The following is a 20,263-nucleotide window of genomic DNA, read 5'->3' as shown; positions in this document are numbered from 1 at the left end:
GTTATTAAACCTCTGCGCTTTTTAAGATAGCAATAACTGCAGCTTCGTCTAAGCCCTTACCGATCAACACTAATTCAGTTTTTGGCGTTTCAGTCGCTTCCCATAAACGGTCGAAGTGAACTTCTAAACGTTTACCAACGGCTTGCAATACTTGGCGCATAGGTTTGTTTTCAATAGCTGCAAAACCTTTAATACGGAATAAGTTAAATTCGTTTAATAGTTTTTCAACACTTACTTTTAGTTTGTCAGCATCAACCGTCCCTAAGCTGATCACCATTGAATCAAAATGGTCATGTGCGTGGTCGTGATGTGCACCGTGAGCATGATGGTGGTCATGATGGTTATGGACTTTATCAATGGTTTTTTCAGTGCCCGCATTAATACCAATTAACACTTCCAGTGGCACATCACCATTATTGATATAGGCAGTTTTAACTGAACTTGGTACACGTTTTTCTATAACGGCTTTAACGCGTGCTTGCTCTTCTTCAGTTAATAAATCACTTTTACTCACGACGACTAAATCAGCAGAGTTAAGTTGATCGTCTAATAGTTCTTGTAAGCTTGGGTCGTGATCTAAACTTTCATCTAATGCACGTTGTTGTTTTACTTTATCTTCATCAGCTGCAAAACGACCCGCTGCAATTGCAGGACCATCAACTAATGTAATAACAGCATCAACCGTGCAATATTCTTTAATACCCGGCCAATTGAAGGCTTGTACTAATGGCTTTGGTAACGCTAAACCTGATGTTTCAATTAAGATATGATCGATTTGGTCACGACGTTCAACCAATTTTTTCATCACAGGTAGAAACTCTTCTTCTACGGTACAACAGATACAACCGTTGGCTAATTCGTAGATTCCATCATCGCCACCGACTAGTTCTGCGCCATCTCCTTCGCATCCACTTTCTTCATCAAAGGGACAGCTACGTAGTAATTCTGAATCGATATCTAATTCACCAAATTCATTCATGATCACGGCGATACGTTTGCCTTTTGCTTTCTTAAGCAAGTTTGCTAATAACGTTGTTTTACCGCTACCAAGAAAACCTGTTACAACCGTCGTTGGAATTTTATTTAATGAAACGTTCTTATTTGCTGTTGTCATTTTTGACCTCTAATTCTTCAATGGAAAGTGTGTTTTTACGGCGACGGAAAATATTAGGTTTATCTTTTTTATACAGGTACGAATCTTCAAAATTGGTCGTATCTAATACGTGACCAACCAAAATAAGTGCCGTTAACTTAAACCCTTTGGCTTCTACTTTTTCTGCAATATCAGCTAATGTACCCGTGACTTTATCTTGGTCAGGCCATGAACTGCGGTAACAAACCGCCACAGGACAATCTTCACCGTAATGTGGAATTAACTCGGCCACGATTTTACGGATTTTAGTGATACCTAAATGGATTGCTAAGGTTGCGCCACTTTGTGCTAATTGCGGTAAACGCTCACGTTCAGGAAAAGGTGTTTTACCTTCATAACGAGTCATGATCACCGTTTGCGATACACCAGACAGTGTTAGCTCTTTGCCTAAATATGCAGCAGATGCAGCCGTTGCACTCACACCGGGAATGACTTCATAATCAATACCATGTTTTTCTAAACGACGAATTTGCTCAGCAATAGCACCATATAAAGCAGGATCACCACACTGTAAACGTGCAACGTCCTTACCTGCTTTTGCAGCTTCAACAAAATACGCTTCCATCTCATCAAGATTGATTTTAGCCGTATCAACAATCAGCTCAGCACTGTCTTCAACATCTTGTAATGTTTGACGTGGAATCAATGATCCCGCATATAGCACAACAGGACACTGCTTTAACAAACGCGCGCCTTTGATGGTCATCAATTCAGGATCACCCGGCCCTGCGCCAATAAAATAAACTTTCATGTAGAATCCTTCTTAATTAATACTTTAAGCTTTTAATTGCTACTTTTAACTCACTATTACAAAATAAATTATGGCTAAGCAATTCACGCTAGTTCAAGGCGAAAGCACGGAGCTTGGTTTACCAAGTGAGTACTTTCAACGCAGAAATTGCGCGTAGTGCGACGCTATAATTCATTTTTCAAGCGCTGAGCACAGTTTCCAAGTGAGCACTTTAAACGCAGAAATTGTTCGTAGTGCAACGCTATTAGCTATAATTTTTTCTTGTAGCCTCGAGGTGTATAAACCCAGTTTTTATCGCCGTTGACGATATGACGAGACTCACTATTACCGACACTCACTAACGTAAACATATCTACGTCTTTTGCATCTAACTCATCTAAACGGATAATACGGATACTTTCATCTTCACGGGTCAATTGACGGCCTAATAAAACCGGTGTTGAAGCTGGACGGTACTTTAATAATACGTCGCGGGCGTGATTAAGCTGCCAATCACGTTTCTTAGATACAGGGTTATAAAAAGAGATAACAAAATCGCCTTCACCAGCACTATGAATGCGTTTATTGATCGTTTCCCACGGCGTTAAAAGATCTGACAAACTCACTGTACAGAAGTCATGACCTAACATTGCACCAATACGGCTTGCGCCTGCTTGCATCGCTGAAATGCCTGGCACAACATCGATTTCAACCTCTAACCATTCAGGATGATCTTCAAGGCCTTGAAGTTGTCTATCCAACAATTCAAACACTAAGGTTGCCATTGCGTAAATGCCGATATCACCACTTGAAATAAGTGAAGTAGTTTTACCACTTGCCGCTAGATCTAATGCAAGGCGCGCACGACCAATCTCTTCACCCAATGGTAAATCATGGTGTACCTTGTTATTACAAGGCTCACCTAACAAGTCTAAATACAGTCCATAAGCCACTAAATCGGTACTTTGTTGTACTGCTTTTAATGCTTTAGGAGCCACTAAGTCAGCATCACCCGGTCCCATACCGACAACAAAAAGTTGTTTTTTATTATTCATGACTCTCTCTTTAATATTTACGTTTTAAATTTTTTACTCGCTACACTAGTGATAGCTGATGATTAAGACAAACTGTAACTGCGCGCAATTGCGCAGGTAGCTTGTTTATTTTTTTGTTTATTGAGCAGTAATTCGCTGCCATTCTTAGTTAATTGTTGTGCTTGATATAATGCCGCCGATTCTGCAACACCATACACACCGACGGTTTTAAAAATATAATCAGACTTAGTAGACAATCGCTCTTCCATCGCCCCCAAGGTTTCTGCATCAAAGGTTACATACGGTTTATGTAAATTTTGCGATAATGCAATCAATCCCACTTCATCGCTTTTGATATCGATACTGGTGATCGCACTGATATCATTGATCGTTAATCCCGCCGTTGTTAAACACTCATCCAATAAACCTTGCAAAACAGCTTCCGGGCAATGTCGTTCACATCCCATCCCCACTACATAGATGGGGTTTAAATAACGATTGGCAGTAGTTATCACTAATTGATTTTCTAGCAAGTTTGAAACTTGTCGTGCGAACTCATTTGCCCCGCCTTCATGCCCCGATAACAAAGGGATCACAAACTGCCCTTGTTCATCTAACACTAATACCGCAGGATCGGTATATTTATCCTTGATAACAGGCGCTAAAGTACGCATCACGATGCCAGTGGCACAGATGAACACTAACGTGTCTTGTTGTTTAAAATAAGTTTGCACTGAATCAATAAAAGGAGTCGGTTTGAAACACACTTCACTTTTAGCATCAGTATCAGACAAAAGGTGCTGTAAACGCCTTGCTAATTGCAACCCGACTTCGGTTAAGCAGATAATTCTAATCACGTCCTCTCTTCCTGATTAGCTTCCCGAGGCGGTTCTTTACGGGTAATGACAAATAATGAAAAGTAAGGTCCGGCTATATTCTCTAAAAGGTTTAAATCAGTGATCACTTGTTGATTATCTCGGCTGATATATTCTAAATAGTTAGCGTCATCAAAACGTTTTGTTTCTTTTAATAACGCTAATAAACGCGGTCTTTCGATGCCTGCTTTCATGATCACAACGGCATCATGTTCTAATAAAGCGGCTTTAATTTTTGCGTCACTATGACGTCCAGTGATCACGGCGAAAGATTGCTTTAATACCGTTAGTGGTATTTTAAGTTCTGCCGTCGCTGCTACAAAAGCTGGAATACCTGGAATAACATGTGAAGCGTATTGGCTGTCTAAACGCTCTAATAAATAAGTAAAAGATCCAAAAAACAAAGGGTCTCCTTCACATAAAAATACAACCGTTTTTCCTTGTTTTAATTGCTCATGAATTTGCCCTATCGCTTTGTCGTAAGCTAAATTAGCCGCAACACGTTCACGAGACATCGCAAAACGCACGCCTAAATGTTGCTGCTTTTTAATAGGACTTCTCAATGCTTCAACAGCGATATCAAGTGCTTGCGATTGTCCTGATTCATTTTCTAAATAACAAATAACATCTGCATGTTGAATCGCACGATATGCTTTTAAGGTCAATAACTCAGGGTCACCCGGGCCAACACCCACACCAATAAACAGGCCACCTTGGGCTGTTGAAGCAAGATCATTCATTTCTATTCCTCTACTATTTCTTTATTGCTCTTTTTAATAAAGCTAAACAAACTCACTGGCAATGCTGGGCGGTAAGCAAGCTGACCACCTAAGGTTCTACTTTTATTAACGGCAACTTGTAATGTCTCTAACTTACTATCATTAACATCACTGCGTTTTATGTAAAAATCTAATAATTGAGATTTAGTTTTTTCCATCACGGCAGAGACCACAATTTGTCCGTCTTCTGGCAGTTTTTCCCATAGTGACTCAAGTAGCTCAGGAAGCGCTCCGTCACTCCCACCAATAAATATTTTATTCGGTGTTGGTAAGCCAGTCAGTGCTTCTGGTGCTCGTCCAAAGGTAGTTTTTAAATTATTAACCACACCAAACTTTTGCTTGTTGAGTAATAAACAATCGAATCGCGCTTGGTTATGCTCAATGGCATAAATTTTTGCTTTAGGTTGCCAATACGCCATCTCAATCGAAACACCACCACAACCTGCGCCAATATCCCAAATAATGTCTCTTTTACTTGGTTGTAATAACGACAAGATAGATAAACGCACTTCGCGTTTACTGATCATACCTTTACTACCTAACTCGCCCGTTTCGAAATCAGCATCTTTAATGCCGGGGAACTCAGGCAAGAAACCTTTATTCGCACCACAAATGACAAAAGATACATGTAACGCATCAAAATTTTGCAAGGCGCCTTCAGACTCCGCTTCTAATAACGCTTGTGCTGTGAATCGAGATATTTTTTGCTCTGTGTAACCAAGACGCTCACACACAATGATTTCAGCATCAACAAACCCAGAGTCTACACAAACTGCCGCAAGGTGATGTGGCAAGCTGTCTTTATCGGTTAACAGCAATAAGGTTTGCTGCGCTTTTAAGGCTACTTTCAATTTTGCCAACGGACGACCATGCAGACTGATCACATTTACATCTTGCTGTGCAATCGACAGGCTATGACAAGCTTGTGTAATACTAGAAACGGCTGGGAAAAAACGTACTGTTGCATCGTTAAAGTGTTTGCTGATCCAAGTACCAATACCGTAATAAAGGGGATCACCAGAGCCTAATACAACCACTTTTTGCTCGGTTTCTATTAGCACTTTCAAATCTTTTAATTTAGGGATTATTTCTGTTCTCGGTGGCAAACTCGGAGTTTGAGGTTCAACTTGTTGCTGCTCACCTTCCCCTATGGTTTCTATCTTAGGTTGTACCGCTAAGTGCTTTTCTAATGTTAATAATTGACGCTCAGATCCAATGACAAGATCCGCAGATTGCAGCGCGATTAAAGCTTGTTCGCTGAGCATCGCATTTTCAGCCACCCCTAAACCAATCACTGCGATTTCTCGCGTAGCCTTAGACGATGATTTAACTTTACTAGCAACATTAATCTCGAACATTTTCATTAATTTTTTAATGATACTCATTAATACAACTCTCCTTTGATACAACGTAATAAGGCATTACAGCTCGCGCTAGATACAGCACTGCCACCTTCTCGGCCTAATAAAGTGATACATTCGATACCTAACTGTTGATGAACATCCCATAACGCTTGCTTAGATTCAGCGGCACCGACAAACCCAACGGGCATACCAATAATCAAAGCCGGTTTAGGTGCTCCTTGAGCAATCATTTCTAATAAACGAAACAATGCAGTAGGTGCATTACCAATCACTACTACACTGCCTTGCAGATAAGGTAACCAAGCGGTTAGTGCTGCCATGGTTCTGGTTTCGCCCGTTGCTTTAGCACGTTCTGGCACTCCTTCTGCGTTTAAAAAACACAATGGATCCGTTTTAATCATTCGTTTGGTGATGCCTTGTTTAACCATCTCCACATCACACAGGATTGATGCCCCTTTTTGCAATGCTTCAATACCCGATTGGCAAGCGCGTTCACTCAACCTAACCTGTGAAGCAACTGCAGGAATACCCACGCTATGTACAACACGCATTACCACTTGTTGCGCTTCTATGGATAAATGGTCGAGGTCTGTTAAGGTTCTAATTTGGCGAAAGCTTTCATTCTCGATCAAGCTTGGATCGTGGATATAATCAAATTTCATTTTTAAACTCAGTTGATGCCGCAGAGGACGCGAAAGCAGATTTAGGCAATTTAATTGATGTTAAGCAGGTTTGTAATAAGGCAACACAATCCGCTGCATTATCAAACTCATACTGTAATGGCGCAAGCTGTGGGCGTTTAAATTGGTAAACAGGAATACCCGCTTGTGCCGCTGCTTGTATTTTTGCGTAGGTAGCGTCACCACCGCTATTTTTACTAATAATTGCATCTATTTTATAGGCTTGAAGTAACTGCTTTTCATCTTCTAGTAGAAAAGGTCCAATTGCTTTTAACCAAGTGACATTAGCTGGAAGCTCTACTTTAGCGGGCATCGCAGTGCGCAATAATAGATGTTTAGCTTGTTTGGCCAATTGTTCAATAACATCCTGCGAGATTTGCCCTGCAGTCATAAATAAGGATTGATGTTGAGCCACTTTTGCGATTAATTCAGGCCATTCAGACACCTCTACCCAATAATCATTATCGGTTTTAGGCCATGGCTTACGGTGAAAACGTATGGCAGGAATCGACAGGTCATTGCTCACTTGTGCAATGGTATTACTCATTGTCTCAGCAAAAGGATGGGTAGCATCAATAAGATGAGTAATTTTATGGTCAGAAATATAAGTTGCCAAACCACCAAATTGTGTGAAACCGCCACTAATAACAGGCCCTGGAACGGTCGCTTTACGCACTATGCCAGCAATGCTATAAATCACATCAAATCCCAACTCAAACAATTGAGTCGCAAGTTTACGCCCATCTGCTGTGCCACCAATAACTAGAACTTTCATGGTTTTTTTTCACTATTACGTTGTTCGTCTGATATGTTAATCCGATGTCCATTTTTATCAAAGCGATCATTGTAACTATTTGCCACAAATAAACCTTTTCTATCAACGGCCCAGACCTCTACTTCAATGGATTCATGAACAATGGTTTTGGCAAATTTTAATGCTTCCATACACACAACTGTCGCAATATCTAACCCCGCCGCTTTGGTTTTATTTAACACTTCAATAGTGGTGTTAGCCTCTAGAATTTGTTGTTGTAATGCCTGTGATGCGCCTAAAGATTTTGCAATATTGGCTAACTGCTGAAAATCGATGCTGGATTGACGACTATTAAGGTCCAAATGACCATTTGCGAGCTTAGTTAATTTACCAAAACCAGCACTGATACTGAGCTTTTGAATTCTATTACCCGTTTTAGGATCGACTTTTTCACGACGTAAATATTTCAACATAGCACCCACAAAGTCACCCATCTCAATTAAGCTCACTTCATTCATTTGATAAAATTCTTTAATCGCATGCTCACTAGCAATACCGGTCGAAGCAGCTAAATGAGTGAAGTTATTAGCACGCGCAACATCAATGCCTTGATGAATAGAAGCAATATAAGCAGCACAGGAATAAGGACGTACAATACCGGTTGTGCCTAGAATAGATAAACCACCAATAATCCCCAAACGACTGTTCATCGTATTTAAAGAAATCTGCTCGCCGTTTTCAATCCCAACAGAAACTTCAAAGCCACCAGCATATTGATAAGCGAGCGCATAATGTTCAAGGTGCCCAGTCATCATTTTACGCGGAACAGGATTAATCGCCGGTTCACCGATGGCAAGGACTAAACCCTCGCGAGTGACTGTACCCACACCTTCAGCAGCTTTAAATTTAATACCTTGTTCAGCGGTTAAACATAGTTCAACAAACAAGGTCGCTCCGTGAGTGGCATCGGGGTCGTCACCGGCATCTTTAATGGTGCTGGTACGAATGCCATTGTCGATCGGTTGGTAACTGATAATATCAAGGTCAACCTTCTCTCCACGCGGTAAGGTAATTTCAACGCTATTGGGTTGTTTATTTGCCAGTAATGAGCGCACAGCAGCAACACAGCAAGCTGTTGCGCAGCTTCCTGTGGTTAAACCATTACGTAATGGTTGCTCTGTTTCACTCGATTCAGGCCACATAAACGTTCCCTATTGTTGAGCTTGCATAGCGGCATGCTGTTGACTAGATGCTTGCTGCTTATTAGCCGCTTGCTTTTTATCTACAGAATTTTTATCAGTGCCTGAAGCGGCATAATTCTGCCAATCTGTTAGCTTTTGCTGATCCACTGCTTGTAATTTCCCGGTAAACAAATCAGCAATCAACGTTGGATTAGACGGGAAAAATAGATGTAAGTAACTCGCCGTTAATTTCTTATCACGATAAATGGCTTCACCGGGTGCAGGGTGACGTTGACGTTGCCCATACCCCATTGCATCTACTTCCATGATCGCACGCGATCGATGATGCGCATGGCCGTGTATTTCACCTTCCGGTAGCATTGCTTTTTGCATGCCCTGACAACCACGTTTACCTGACATACTGCCTTGACCATTTAACACACCACACATTTTATGATGCTTGTTATCAAGATCCACCAGCTCGTTTAAACAATAAAGAAATCCACCACACTCCGCGAGTACAGGTTTACCGGCATTATAAAAACCAGTAATTTGTGTTTGTAATTGAGTATTCGCCGCAAGTTGCTGAGCGTATAATTCAGGGTATCCACCGGGTAACCATAAAGCATCAGCGTCAGGTAATTGCGTATCTTTTAGCGGCGAGAAATAATGCAGTGTTGCACCCATCTCTTCTAATAATCGCGTATTCGCTTGATAGATAAAACTAAAAGCAAGATCACGGGCAATGGCGATTTTTTTACCTTCGAGTAATTTGCCTACTTTTTTGATTTCACCGGCATAAAAATCAACGCTTGGCGGTAATGTGAGTAATAGTTTTTCTGTACTTTCATTACCATTAGCACGCTTAACACCATCAGCTAACCATTCGCACCCCAATGTGAATTTTTGTTCTAATTCATCAAAGACTTCACTGGCTTGCACTAATCCTAAATGACGTTCAGGCAAGGCAATATCAGCATCTTTTTTAAGACACGCTAATAACGGTAATTGTTCAGCCAATGCCTCTCTAATTAATTGCGCGTGACGCTCGCTGCTACAATTATTAGCGATTAAACCATAGCAACTATAGTCATCACGAAAGTTAGCTAAACCAATCGCAACGGCGGCGGCAGTTTGTGCCATGCCTTTTACATCCATCACAATTGCAACGGGAATATTAAAACGAGCGGCTAAGTCAGCACTTGAGGGTTCCCCATCAAATAACCCCATCGCACCTTCGACTAAGATAAGGTCGGCTTCTAAAGCTGCTTCATACAATTTTTGCTGACAGTAGTTTTCACCGGCCATCCACATGTCTAACTGTTCAACATGCCCGTGTGATGCTTGCGCTAGAATTTGCGGGTCAAGATAATCAGGGCCAGTCTTAAAAACACGCACGACCTTGCCTTGCTCAGTAAAATAGCGTGCAATAGCAGACGTAATGGTTGTTTTACCCTGTCCTGATGCAGGAGCGGCCAAAAATAGTGCCGGACAACTTGCTTTTTCTTTCATCGAATTAATCTCTTCATGTTAAATAACACTAGCTACCTATTTGAATGCTGAATTTTTAGGTGCTTTATAGCTAACCGCTTTATAGCTAGATATCTCATCGCTTTATAGCTAGCACTGTATAGCTAGATATTGGGCATCTAATTGCAGGGCTAATAACTTTCCACGACCACGTTTTATCTGTGCTTTTTCAATATCTATCAATAAAGTCGGTACTTTAAGTTTTAAATCAGCAATATCAACACGGCTTCGGCCATCGGTGATCAGATAACAAAAAAACGATAGTCCAGGATATTGATGGGTCAGCTGCTTAATACTCTGTGAGGCTTTTTCTAAAATAAGACGCAAAGGTGTGCCACCCAAAGCACTAATATCATCTAACAAACGAGCCACCTGTTTAGGTGCTCGACCTGCTTTAATGATCGTTTCGACGTTATTATTACCAAACCCTAACAAACTGATTTTATCTCGCTGTAAATAAGCGCTATCGGTAATATTCATCACTACCGATTTAGCAATAGCAGACAAGCTATCACTTAATGTCGAAGCAGAAGTATCTAATAAAATAAGGTGTAACCTCTGTTCACCCGTTGCAATTTTTTTAAAGGAAAACTGCGCTGGCGGCCATTGCCCTAAACTCGTTGTTAAGGTTTTAAACCAATCTGGTTTGTGGCTATTTAAGGTTGACTTTCTCTCACCTTTGGTTGTTTTACCTTGTTTATTTTTATTATGTTGCTCGCTCAATAAGTTGGGCTTAAATACATCACTTAATGTACTTTTTTTTAATGTTGGTAATTCGATATTGAGCGTGCTGTTAGTTTTTTGAGCTTCTCCCGATTGAGCAGGCATCGCCCCCCACTCACCTGAACGACCATCATTATTCAAATCAGAAGTCGCGTCTGAGTCTCTCGCATTATGTTTATTACTTGGGTTAACGCTAGATTCACGTGATGATTGTGTTTTTTGCGGCGCTTGAGGACGAGAAAAGCCACCGCTATTATTGCTCTTTTCAGTCTGTGGAGATGACGGTGGTGTTGATGACGGCGGCGGAGATCCCGCATGTTGCATACGGTGCGATAAAACAAGAGGTGCAACCTGCGCGATATCATCAAAGGTTACTGCTTTTCGTCCACACCAGGCGGCATGCGTCAAACTCGCTCGATGCATCATAATATCAGCACGCAACCCATCTACATTTGCTTGTTGGCAACGCGTGGCTATTTCGATTAAACAATCATCGTTACACTGCACTGTTGGTAATAATTTCTGTGCATCGCTAATTTGTTGCTGTAAAAAAATTTGTTCTGCTTGGTAATCATCACAGAAAGCAATTTTATCAAGTTCGAAACGTTGTCGTGTTTTAACAATATTAATACGCTCATTGAGGCTGTACGTATTATCTAATTCAACCATCAAACCAAAGCGATCTTTTAATTGTGGACGCAACTCACCTTCATCGGGATTCATGGTGCCAATTAGAGTAAAACGGGCATCATGAGCATGGCTAATACCATCACGTTCGACAACATTTACGCCGCTGCTCGCCACGTCTAATAACTGGTCAACCAAATGATCAGGCAACAGATTAACTTCATCAACATACAATATGCCGTTATGCGCTTTTTTTAATAAGCCAGGAGAAAATTTAACTTGTTTATCTTTTAGTACATGGTCTAAATCCAATGTTCCTATCAGCATCTCTTCGCTTGCACCTAAAGGTAACGTGACAAATTGTGGAGTCTGTTCATCCTTAACGGGCAACAAGTCTGACACGGCGCGTGCTAAGGTTGATTTAGCACAGCCACGAGGTCCTGAAATTAATACACCACCAATCAGGGGATTAACCGTTGCAAGCAATAGCGCTAACTTAAACAGAGGTTGCCCTTGCACCGCGCTAAAAGGAAAAATAGCCTGTTGTGATGGGTCATTATAATTATTGATGTAGCTGCTCATTTTAATTCTCTCTAATGCGGCTTAAGCCACAGCGACCGCGGGATTTGATGCTTCAGTTAATAAACCATCTTGCAGGTTTAATTGGCGCGTTGCTAATTGGTCTGAAAATATCTTATCGTGGGAGATGATGATCATTGCCTGAGGCAATGCTTGCAACACATTTAAAAGACGCATTTTAGCTTTCTCATCTAATGCGTTAGTTGGTTCATCTAAAATTAATACTTGTGGCTCCATCACTAATACACTGGCTAAGGTGATCATGCGTTTTTCACCACCGGAAAGTTGGTGGGTAATACGTGACTCAAACCCTTGCATGCCTAACTGTTTCAAAGTTTGTAATGACTTTTCAATCGCCTGTTGCTTAGTAAGCCCTAAATTTAACGGTCCGAACATGACGTCTTCTAATACCGTTGGACAAAACAACTGGTCATCTGGATCTTGAAATAATAATCCCGCCTTAGCACGTAACTGATTAAACTGCTTCTCAGTTTTACAGTTCTCACCAAAGCCAATAATGTCACCTTGCTTGGCTTTTTTAAGGCCAACAATTAAATGTAATAACGTCGTTTTTCCTGCTCCGTTATCACCATTAATAACAACCCGTTCACTGCGATGTAAAACAAAGTTAATGGCTTTTAATACACTGCCACGCCTTGGATAAGCGTAACTAAGGTTTTCTATCTTAATCAGCGGTTGATTTGAATAAGTCATCAATATTGAGCCCTATTAACAGTATTAAGAAACAGAAAAAAGCAAAACCAAAAATAGCATCTACGCGACGCATTTTCATATCATCGTTAAGATAATAACGTCCACAAAAACCACGACACTTCATGGCACCTGAAATACGTTCAGCACGCTCTACAGAACGAATTAATAGCATGCCAAATAAGTAACCGATGCTTTTCCAAGTATGTTGATTGGTGCGTAATACAAAAGCACGCGCTTGCATTGCACGACGCATCTTTTTATATTCTTGGCTGATCACATCTAAATAACGCACCATAAATAACATTAAGTGAACTAATTTATCAGGTACTTTAAGATGTGCAAGTGCATGCCCTAGAGTTGATGCACTCATCGTTGCTACTAATGAAAATAACACTAACAACACCGCATTCGCTTTAATAGTGATTAATAACGCATGTGCTAAACCTTGCCAACTAGCATCAAAACCAAACACACTAAACATCGCATCACCGGGTGTGGTAAACGGCAAAACACATATTAGCGTTAACATAAACAAATCCATCGCAATCACTCGACGCAAGGTACGCTTTATATTGAGTTTGCTCGACTTCACCAGTATAAAAGCAGCTAACAAACCGACTAAGGTCGGCACAAAATGACTGCTTAAAACGACAACTAGCGCAAATAACCCCGAGCAAACCACACGCACACGTGCATCAATTGCATCTATCCATGATGCTTGATGTTTTAGTGCTTGTCCTGACCATGACGTCAAACTATGCTCTAGCCCCTGCGACATTACTTGTTAGCCTTTAATTTACGTTCACGTAAAAAAGCCACCAATCCCAGCAAACCAAAGATATAGCCAATACCACCGATCATATCGCGGAACCCTGATTTTTCTTTTAATGCTTGGATCTCTTTGCGTAAAGGTTTTATCTGTTTAGCAATCGCTTTATCTAACATTAATGGCGTAATTTGGGCGCTTAACATCGGCACATTATTCATATTTTGGCTAGTGATTGTACTTGTTTTAGTATTTACAGACGTTTTAGACGCAGAGGTAGCGGCGCTAGAAGTATCTATATTGCTGCTATTGGCACTATTGCCACTGTTAATATTATTATTCACAATATTGTCTAGATCTTCAGGCAACTCTTCAGCAGGTAATAGCATTTTTAACGTATGCCCCGCTCCCATATTTATTTCAAACACATGATTAATACGTTTTCTAGCAGTGAATATAAAAAAGCCATCTTCATCAGTCACCACTTCCCCCAGCGGCGTCCCCGACTGATCAGACACTTTAACCAACGTCCCCGCATTAGCCATCGCACCATTAGAAAAACCAGCTTCACCTTCAATATCAAAACCATTGACGTAAACACCACCGACGACATTATGCGCTAAAGCATTCATTGTCAGTGACCATAAAAAAGGCAATAAAATAAATAATGAATAAAATCTTTTCATTAACTTTTTTCCTTAGTAATAAACTCAGGTTTTACCGTATGAATTAAATAGACTGCAGCATAAGAAACAAAACCTTCCACGATCATAATAGGAATATGCGCAGGTAATACTGCTTTTGCCGCTAATACAAATGACTCACCCGATAACGCTAATGAAAAAGCCACCATCACCGAGGTAATGATAATGGCGCCAGCACCGCCAATCGCGCCCCAAATAGCTGCAACTTTAGCACTTTCATGGCGAATGCCTTTGTAACAAAGATAATAAATAATCACTGCCGGTAACGCGATATTGACGGTATTAACACCCAATACGAGTAAACCGCCAAAGCCAAAGAAAATAACCTGTAATAGCAATGCCACTAATAATGCCGGAAAAGCAACCCAGCCTAAAATAATGCCGAGTAGTCCATTCATAATTAAATGCACACTAGAAAAGCCCAAGGGTAAATGGATATAAGAAGCAATAAAAAATACAGAAGCTAATACGCCCACCAATGGCAGGTGGTCATAGTCCATTTTTTTTAGACCAATAAAAACACCGACAACAGCCAAAACTGCGCCACTGACTAATACCGGTACTGACAGAGCACCATCAACAATATGCATAATTTATCCGTTTAAAGTGATACGTCTAAGTAATACGTTGCGCCTATAAAAGCTAACGCTACAAAGGCTATGGTAACTTAGTCGCTTGCACCCAAATAACCGCGTCTTGTGATAACGCTTTACCTTGATAAGTTGTTTTTTCTCCTATACCTAACGCGGCAAATCCCCACTGCCCTGCTTTTAATAATGAAAAGTGGAAGGTGCCGTTCGCATCGGTGTAGATAGTCTGAGTTACAAAAATATCCGAAGGCGGTGTCATGATCGGTTCTTTAGCAAAATGATTATTTTGCATATCCGGTACATAATTCATAAATTCGACTTCAACAGCAGCAAATGGAACTGGCTTGCCATTAGACTTCACTACCGCACTAAAAATACCGCCTTCATAAATAGCATAAGGTTTAGTGAGTGGCACTATTTCAGCCGTTAACCCAATGTCTTTATTCCAGTCTGTAGGGAGGTTACCAACATTCACAATTGTTTTGGTGATTTGTTGAATATAAATATCTTCTTCTGCTTCAAAATAAGGAGAAGGCTGTGCAATAAAGACATAATCACCTAAACCACGTAACTTCACATCTGCCTGATAAGCATGGCCTTTATCAACTGCGCTTTCCCACTCAATATCAGTAACCGTGTCAATAAGGTCGGTCTTTTTACCTTTTTTAATCATGTAAAAAGCTTCAGGTTTATCCACAGCCATCACATGTCCGCTTGCAGCTGGATGTGTAAAAGGCATTTTAAAGCTGATTGCCCCGCCTTTTGCATGTAACAATTCAGGGGTGTAAAGCATTTGGAAATGAGCATTGGCCGAAAATGAAAGCATACAGGTTACGGCTAAAATGAAGGGATTAGAAAATTGTTTTAGTTTTTTAAAGGTTAACACAGAAAAATCTCCGTCTGATTAATGAACAGGCGAAGTTGTGGAGGAGATGGAACACCTAGAATAAGCAATACATGACTGTTGCCAATATGCTTAATAAAGATAAACCAGCCGGTGAAGCCCTCCGCAACACCACGGTACTTGCGTCAAAAGCAAGTATCATCCAGAGGTTTGGTATCCGGGCTCAGCAAAATCAATAAATATTGCTCTACCGTTGCGGGGGCAGCCTTGGTCTTTAACCAAGTTCCCAAACAGATGTGATGGTAACCGATATAACGGGATTAATGACCACTACAAATGCATCGTTTTAACACGATATCCAAAGGAGGCAGAACCATAACTTGATACAGGTCAAACAGTCAATATAAAGCACCTATTTTATGCTTAATAATACAAGTGCTGATATCGCTAAATACTTTACCTGTGTTTTATGAACATTATTTTTGTACCGTCAAATTTTTTATGATCGGCAACACCTGTAATAAATGCAGCAGAAGCCGTTGTATAAAAATAAGCATTTATGACGAATAAATTTACACATTAAAACAGAGATCATACGGCAACTCAGTAAGAACCTGAATTTTAACATATTATCATATTGGCATGATTACTGCTTTACTATGCAATATATACTCAATACTAGTTAATCATTAATGAGTATTATAAAAACAACCTAACAACGAAAGGAATCAATTTCATGAAAAAAATCATCATAGCAGCCGTTACTTCACTAATGGCTTTAAACGCAAATGCAGCTCTTATTAATATCTATGAGACAAACTCATCTTTAAGCAATATTGCACAATCTCAAGCAGTTATTGATAGCGCAACTGCCTCAACATCTTCATTTGAAAGTGATAATATTTTTTACAGCGATGCTGCAGCAGATGGAGCGCCTGGATTTGATAATGGTCATAATCAAACGTTTGTATTAACTGCAACAGGTTTTGTTGACACTTCTTTATATTCTGCACTGAAGTTTTTCCACGATGATGGCATGATAGTTAGTCTAGCGGGTAATCCAGTCTATACCTACAATGCAAATACAGCTAAAAGAAGTAGCGGGCTGATTAGCTTTGCAGATACTGGTTTAGTATCTTTTGATTTGTTGTTCTGGGAAAACACTGGTGCAGCGACTCTACTTACTTACGGTGTATTAAGAAATGGTACACAAGCAACTGAAGTCGCAAAAATTGCTTCAGTTCCTGCACCTGGTGCAATGGCCTTATTTGGTTTAGGCTTAATTAGCTTAGTAGCCGCGCGTCGTCGTAAAGCCTAACTTTATCAAATAGCTGTTATAAAATAGCTATTCTCGCATTGCCTTTTATAGAGTAGCTTTACAGCTACTCTATATTTCCAACCCATCATTTTACAGCTTAATACTTACAATCTTATCGCTGTAGACTTTCTATTCTTAGGATCTAGTTTCCTACTACAGAATTTTCGACCTCTATTTTCATGCATTGAATCACTTCATTTTTTCCAGCCATTCCTTAGGTGACATACCTAGTTTTTTTCTAAAGACGCGAGCAAGTGCAGACCCGTTCTCATAACCCACTGCATTGGCGACTAATGACACTGACTTATTTTTCTTTAATAAACTTTTCGCTACAATAATTCGCCAATCAATAACATAGTCTCCAGGGCTTTGACCAACAAGGCGTTTAAATAATTCAGAAAATTTAGAACGTGACATTAATGCCAGTTCTGCCATCTCCTCTAACCCCCATTGCCGCTCGGGCGCATCTTGGATAGCTAAGATAACTTTAGAAATTTGAGGGTGAGATAATCCAGCTAATAAACCATGCTTGATCATTTTATGACTCAATACATGCCTAAGAATATAAATAATAAAAATATCCGTCAGGGAGTTAATCATAGGTAATCGACCGCATCTATCTTCAAAAGCCTCTTCAAATAATGCCAGTGACGTCTGTTTTATTTTAGGACAATCATTGAGATTAAAATGCAGCAAGGTAGGCAGAGCTTCTGCAATCGGATTAGATGTTGTTTCATTATAAATTACATTAGCACAGACCAACTTCGGTGGATTATTAGGATTACCAACAATACGATGAGTATGTGGTAAAGGAATAAATAATACCGTCGGCTGATTAAACAATTGAGATTTGCCCAGCTCATCAATAAGCGTTAACTCACCTGCCTGTAAAAGGTGTAAATGGCCTTGATTAGGTTGTTTATCAAAATGACTAATGCCACACAAATTGCCAGTAAAAAAGACTTCCGTGTTCATCGAAAACCGCTTCAAGATAATTGAAAGTTGATCCATTGTTACTCTCTCCCTGACCACTTTGGACGATTGGGTTCAAACTATGGACTATGTCATCCCTTTCACTAGATTGAAAGCCTTATATTATTAACCAAGCCAGCATCTGTCCTGACTTAATTTAAAACTATCGTTATTAAACATGGAGAAATACAATGACACTTTCATCACTCATCAAATCCACACTAATAAGCTCTGCACTGTTAGTCAGCAGCTTCAGTTTTGCAGCCAACATTGAAGTTAATGCAAATAGTAACGACCTAGCAATTCAGGGCTACGATACCGTTTCATACTTTACTAAAGGTGCACCGACTAAAGGCTCTGACAAATATACAGCCGCTTACAATGGTGCTATCTACCACTTTTCAAATGCCGATAACCGTGATTTATTTAAAGCAACGCCGGCTAAGTATGCTCCACAATACGGTGGCTTTTGTGCGATGGGTGTAGCGATGAATCAGAAGTTTGATACTGACCCAACAGCATGGCATATCAAAGGCGATAAATTATATTTAAACCTTAACAAAGATGTACAAAGACAATGGTTAAAAGATGTCCCAGGTTTCCTTGAAACCGCACAAGTTAACTGGACGGGTATTAAAGGTTTGACTGAAGCTCAAATTGAAAAAATAAACGAATAACACTAATAGCAATAAGCGAGATTTAACCATGAAGCAACTAACCGCTAACGACTCTCTTGATGATTTATTATTAGAGCACGAACATTCACTACTCTTTTTTAGTGCGTCTTGGTGCGGGCCCTGCCAATCGATGACACCTGTTGTTGAAAATGTATCCAATGCAATGAACCAACGCCTTAACACCATTAAAGTGGATGTTGATGCTTCACAACATGACGCGATAGATTACGGCATACGAAGCGTACCAACGCTATTACTAGTAAAAAATAACGAGATTATTGCACAACAGGTCGGTGGCATGCCGCCAGTCCAATTGATGCAATGGTTAGAGCAATATATTTAGTTGCTTCATTTAACAATGCATCACTAATAAACCTTCAGAGGATTTTTTTATGAGTCATAAATTATTAGCAAGCGCAGCCTTAGCGGCGGTTATTGCCGCAGGTGTTTCGGCGCCTGCACAAGCAGCGAGTAAAGAAAAGTGTTACGGCATCGCAGCGGCAGGTCAAAATGACTGCGCAAATTTAGCAGGTACCCATTCATGTGCTGGTCAATCATCACTTGATAATGATAAAGGTGAGTGGAAACTCGTTGCAAAAGGGACTTGTTCTACACTTGGTGGGTTATCAAAAGCTGAAGCGAAAGCGCATTACAAAGCAAACTCGTAGCCCTAGCAATCAGAATGAAGAACAACTCTATAAAACGAGTGAAATAGAGATCTCAAACTGAATGAAACGGCTATAAATTATAGGAAAAGTAATATGTCAGTAAATAATCAGAATATATTAATTGGTGTCGGTTTAAGGCATCCACATTTTACTGACGTATTAACACAAGCTAAGCAAGTTGATTTTGTAGAAGTACACTCTGAAAATTTTTTTGGTGAAGGTGGTGCTGCGCTATCTGTGTTACACCAAGTTCGCGAAAAATACCCAATCAGTCTGCACTCCACATCCATGGGTTTAGGCTCTCGTGAAAATATTCCTAACGATTATTTGCAGCGTTTGAAGAAACTAACAGACAGTATTGACCCTTTTTTAATGTCAGAACATGCCTGTTTTACTTGGGGTCAGCAGCAAGGACAATTAATACATAGTGGTGATTTGCTGCCTATTGAACATACGCATGCCAGCTTAGACAGGATGTGTATCAAAGTAGATAAGGTACAGTCTTTTTTAGGCCGACCACTGATTATAGAAAATGTGTCATCATATTTAACGTTCGAACAAAGTCATATTTCAGAAGCTACTTTTTTAGCAGCACTGAGCCAACGTACTGGTGCAAAAATATTGTTAGATATTAATAATATTGCGGTTAATACTCAAGTTTCGGAGTTCACTTTTAGCCCATAAAAGTGGACGTTTCATCATTCTAGCGCCTCTTGCCGCAAGGTGAAACTATCCATTTGCATGACTTGCGTAAAAAAATCGACAACCATTTTTTCAATTTTGTTTAACACGTCATGTTTATCAACGTTTGTTAAACTTGTCATTTCATTTAATGCACCCGCGATCAACGCTTTGAATAATCCCCACAATTTACTGGCAAAGTTCAGGCAACTCAAATTTTCTTCAAAATCATTTCTTACATCACTAAGTCTTGCCGAGCCTTCTTCTTGTTTGGCAAAAAGCAGAATGCAAAACCTTAGGCCAGTTAGGTGTATTGAGGC

General features: G+C 40.1%; 22 protein-coding genes, 1 pseudogene and 1 riboswitch. Of the genes and pseudogenes, 5 read left to right on the top strand and 18 right to left on the bottom strand.

Annotated features, from left to right (window positions below):
* Positions 1 to 4 precede the first annotated feature (4 nt).
* From cobW to H592_RS0119875, 16 genes are all read right to left on the bottom strand, one after another.
* Positions 5 to 1,114 (bottom strand): cobalamin biosynthesis protein CobW, encoded by a 1,110-nt coding sequence (cobW, locus tag H592_RS0119950; RefSeq protein ID WP_028870317.1) that lies wholly within the window; start codon positions 1,112 to 1,114, stop codon positions 5 to 7.
* Positions 1,098 to 1,904 carry a precorrin-4 C(11)-methyltransferase gene (gene cobM, locus H592_RS0119945; RefSeq protein WP_028870316.1) on the bottom strand — a complete coding sequence of 269 codons (807 nt, stop codon included), beginning with the start codon at positions 1,902 to 1,904 and terminating at the stop codon, positions 1,098 to 1,100. The genes cobW and cobM overlap by 17 nt, the downstream gene beginning before the upstream one ends.
* 248 nt (positions 1,905 to 2,152) lie before the next feature.
* Positions 2,153 to 2,938: a precorrin-3B C(17)-methyltransferase gene (gene cobJ, locus H592_RS0119940; RefSeq protein ID WP_028870315.1), complete on the bottom strand. Its 786-nt coding sequence runs from the start codon at positions 2,936 to 2,938 to the stop codon at positions 2,153 to 2,155.
* A gap of 62 nt (positions 2,939 to 3,000) precedes the next feature.
* The gene (locus tag H592_RS0119935; RefSeq protein WP_028870314.1) at positions 3,001 to 3,774 is read right to left on the bottom strand and encodes a cobalt-precorrin 5A hydrolase; all 774 of its coding nucleotides are present in this window, start codon (positions 3,772 to 3,774) and stop codon (positions 3,001 to 3,003) included.
* On the bottom strand, positions 3,771 to 4,532 hold the full coding sequence (gene cobI, locus H592_RS22970; RefSeq protein ID WP_037072336.1) for a precorrin-2 C(20)-methyltransferase: 762 nt from the start codon (positions 4,530 to 4,532) through the stop codon (positions 3,771 to 3,773). Before cobI ends, H592_RS0119935 begins: the two co-directional genes overlap by 4 nt.
* Before the next feature lie 2 nt (positions 4,533 to 4,534).
* Entirely contained in the window at positions 4,535 to 5,956 is a 1,422-nt protein-coding gene (gene cbiE, locus H592_RS0119925) for a precorrin-6y C5,15-methyltransferase (decarboxylating) subunit CbiE (protein ID WP_245600459.1), read from the bottom strand.
* On the bottom strand, positions 5,956 to 6,597 hold the full coding sequence (locus H592_RS0119920) for a precorrin-8X methylmutase (protein ID WP_028870312.1): 642 nt from the start codon (positions 6,595 to 6,597) through the stop codon (positions 5,956 to 5,958). Before H592_RS0119920 ends, cbiE begins: the two co-directional genes overlap by 1 nt.
* On the bottom strand, positions 6,587 to 7,390 hold the full coding sequence (gene cobK / locus H592_RS22965) for a precorrin-6A reductase (RefSeq protein WP_051369284.1): 804 nt from the start codon (positions 7,388 to 7,390) through the stop codon (positions 6,587 to 6,589). The genes H592_RS0119920 and cobK overlap by 11 nt, the downstream gene beginning before the upstream one ends.
* The gene (locus H592_RS22960) at positions 7,387 to 8,571 is read right to left on the bottom strand and encodes a cobalt-precorrin-5B (C(1))-methyltransferase (protein ID WP_051369283.1); all 1,185 of its coding nucleotides are present in this window, start codon (positions 8,569 to 8,571) and stop codon (positions 7,387 to 7,389) included. Before H592_RS22960 ends, cobK begins: the two co-directional genes overlap by 4 nt.
* Positions 8,572 to 8,580: 9 nt before the next feature.
* Positions 8,581 to 10,062, bottom strand: coding sequence for a cobyrinic acid a,c-diamide synthase CobB (locus H592_RS22955; RefSeq protein ID WP_084296349.1), 1,482 nt, complete (start codon positions 10,060 to 10,062; stop codon positions 8,581 to 8,583).
* A 108-nt stretch (positions 10,063 to 10,170) separates the two neighbouring features.
* Positions 10,171 to 12,012: an AAA family ATPase gene (locus tag H592_RS0119900; protein ID WP_051369282.1), complete on the bottom strand. Its 1,842-nt coding sequence runs from the start codon at positions 12,010 to 12,012 to the stop codon at positions 10,171 to 10,173.
* A gap of 21 nt (positions 12,013 to 12,033) precedes the next feature.
* Positions 12,034 to 12,723, bottom strand: coding sequence for an energy-coupling factor ABC transporter ATP-binding protein (locus H592_RS22950; RefSeq protein WP_037072335.1), 690 nt, complete (start codon positions 12,721 to 12,723; stop codon positions 12,034 to 12,036).
* Positions 12,695 to 13,501 carry a cobalt ECF transporter T component CbiQ gene (gene cbiQ, locus H592_RS0119890; protein ID WP_028870310.1) on the bottom strand — a complete coding sequence of 269 codons (807 nt, stop codon included), beginning with the start codon at positions 13,499 to 13,501 and terminating at the stop codon, positions 12,695 to 12,697. The genes H592_RS22950 and cbiQ overlap by 29 nt, the downstream gene beginning before the upstream one ends.
* Complete coding sequence (locus tag H592_RS0119885) at positions 13,501 to 14,175, bottom strand: hypothetical protein (protein WP_028870309.1); 675 nt, start codon at positions 14,173 to 14,175, stop codon at positions 13,501 to 13,503. The genes cbiQ and H592_RS0119885 overlap by 1 nt, the downstream gene beginning before the upstream one ends.
* Positions 14,175 to 14,783 (bottom strand): cobalt transporter CbiM, encoded by a 609-nt coding sequence (cbiM, locus tag H592_RS0119880; RefSeq protein ID WP_028870308.1) that lies wholly within the window; start codon positions 14,781 to 14,783, stop codon positions 14,175 to 14,177. The genes H592_RS0119885 and cbiM overlap by 1 nt, the downstream gene beginning before the upstream one ends.
* 67 nt (positions 14,784 to 14,850) lie before the next feature.
* Positions 14,851 to 15,669: a DUF4198 domain-containing protein gene (locus H592_RS0119875; protein WP_028870307.1), complete on the bottom strand. Its 819-nt coding sequence runs from the start codon at positions 15,667 to 15,669 to the stop codon at positions 14,851 to 14,853.
* A gap of 169 nt (positions 15,670 to 15,838) precedes the next feature.
* Positions 15,839 to 15,916: riboswitch (cobalamin riboswitch) on the bottom strand.
* Between the two features lie 447 nt (positions 15,917 to 16,363).
* On the opposite strand from H592_RS0119875, the gene H592_RS0119865 reads away from it, so the two are divergent.
* Complete coding sequence (locus H592_RS0119865; RefSeq protein ID WP_028870306.1) at positions 16,364 to 16,945, top strand: PEP-CTERM sorting domain-containing protein; 582 nt, start codon at positions 16,364 to 16,366, stop codon at positions 16,943 to 16,945.
* Positions 16,946 to 17,134: 189 nt separating this feature from the next.
* Here the strand turns inward: H592_RS0119865 and H592_RS0119860 are convergent, their stop codons facing one another.
* A complete protein-coding gene (locus H592_RS0119860) occupies positions 17,135 to 17,956 on the bottom strand; it encodes an AraC family transcriptional regulator (RefSeq protein ID WP_028870305.1) in 822 nt (273 codons plus the stop codon).
* Positions 17,957 to 18,108: 152 nt separating this feature from the next.
* On the opposite strand from H592_RS0119860, the gene H592_RS0119855 reads away from it, so the two are divergent.
* The 4 genes from H592_RS0119855 (at position 18,109) to H592_RS22945 (ending at position 19,946) form a co-directional block, all read left to right on the top strand.
* Complete coding sequence (locus H592_RS0119855; RefSeq protein ID WP_028870304.1) at positions 18,109 to 18,594, top strand: YHS domain-containing (seleno)protein; 486 nt, start codon at positions 18,109 to 18,111, stop codon at positions 18,592 to 18,594.
* Positions 18,595 to 18,622: 28 nt separating this feature from the next.
* Complete coding sequence (locus H592_RS0119850) at positions 18,623 to 18,937, top strand: thioredoxin family protein (RefSeq protein ID WP_028870303.1); 315 nt, start codon at positions 18,623 to 18,625, stop codon at positions 18,935 to 18,937.
* Between the two features lie 49 nt (positions 18,938 to 18,986).
* Positions 18,987 to 19,262, top strand: coding sequence for a BufA1 family periplasmic bufferin-type metallophore (locus H592_RS0119845; RefSeq protein WP_028870302.1), 276 nt, complete (start codon positions 18,987 to 18,989; stop codon positions 19,260 to 19,262).
* A gap of 93 nt (positions 19,263 to 19,355) precedes the next feature.
* Positions 19,356 to 19,946: a multinuclear nonheme iron-dependent oxidase gene (locus H592_RS22945; RefSeq protein ID WP_084296348.1), complete on the top strand. Its 591-nt coding sequence runs from the start codon at positions 19,356 to 19,358 to the stop codon at positions 19,944 to 19,946.
* Positions 19,947 to 19,960: 14 nt separating this feature from the next.
* On the opposite strand, the pseudogene H592_RS24315 reads toward H592_RS22945, so the two are convergent.
* Positions 19,961 to 20,263 (bottom strand): annotated as a pseudogene (locus H592_RS24315) (IS4 family transposase); the annotation flags it as partial.

The sequence above is a fragment of the Psychromonas arctica DSM 14288 genome, from assembly GCF_000482725.1.
Lineage (GTDB): Bacteria > Pseudomonadota > Gammaproteobacteria > Enterobacterales > Psychromonadaceae > Psychromonas > Psychromonas arctica.
The sequence above is the reverse complement of the archived record's forward strand: the minus strand, read 5'-3'. Positions and strand labels throughout refer to the sequence as shown.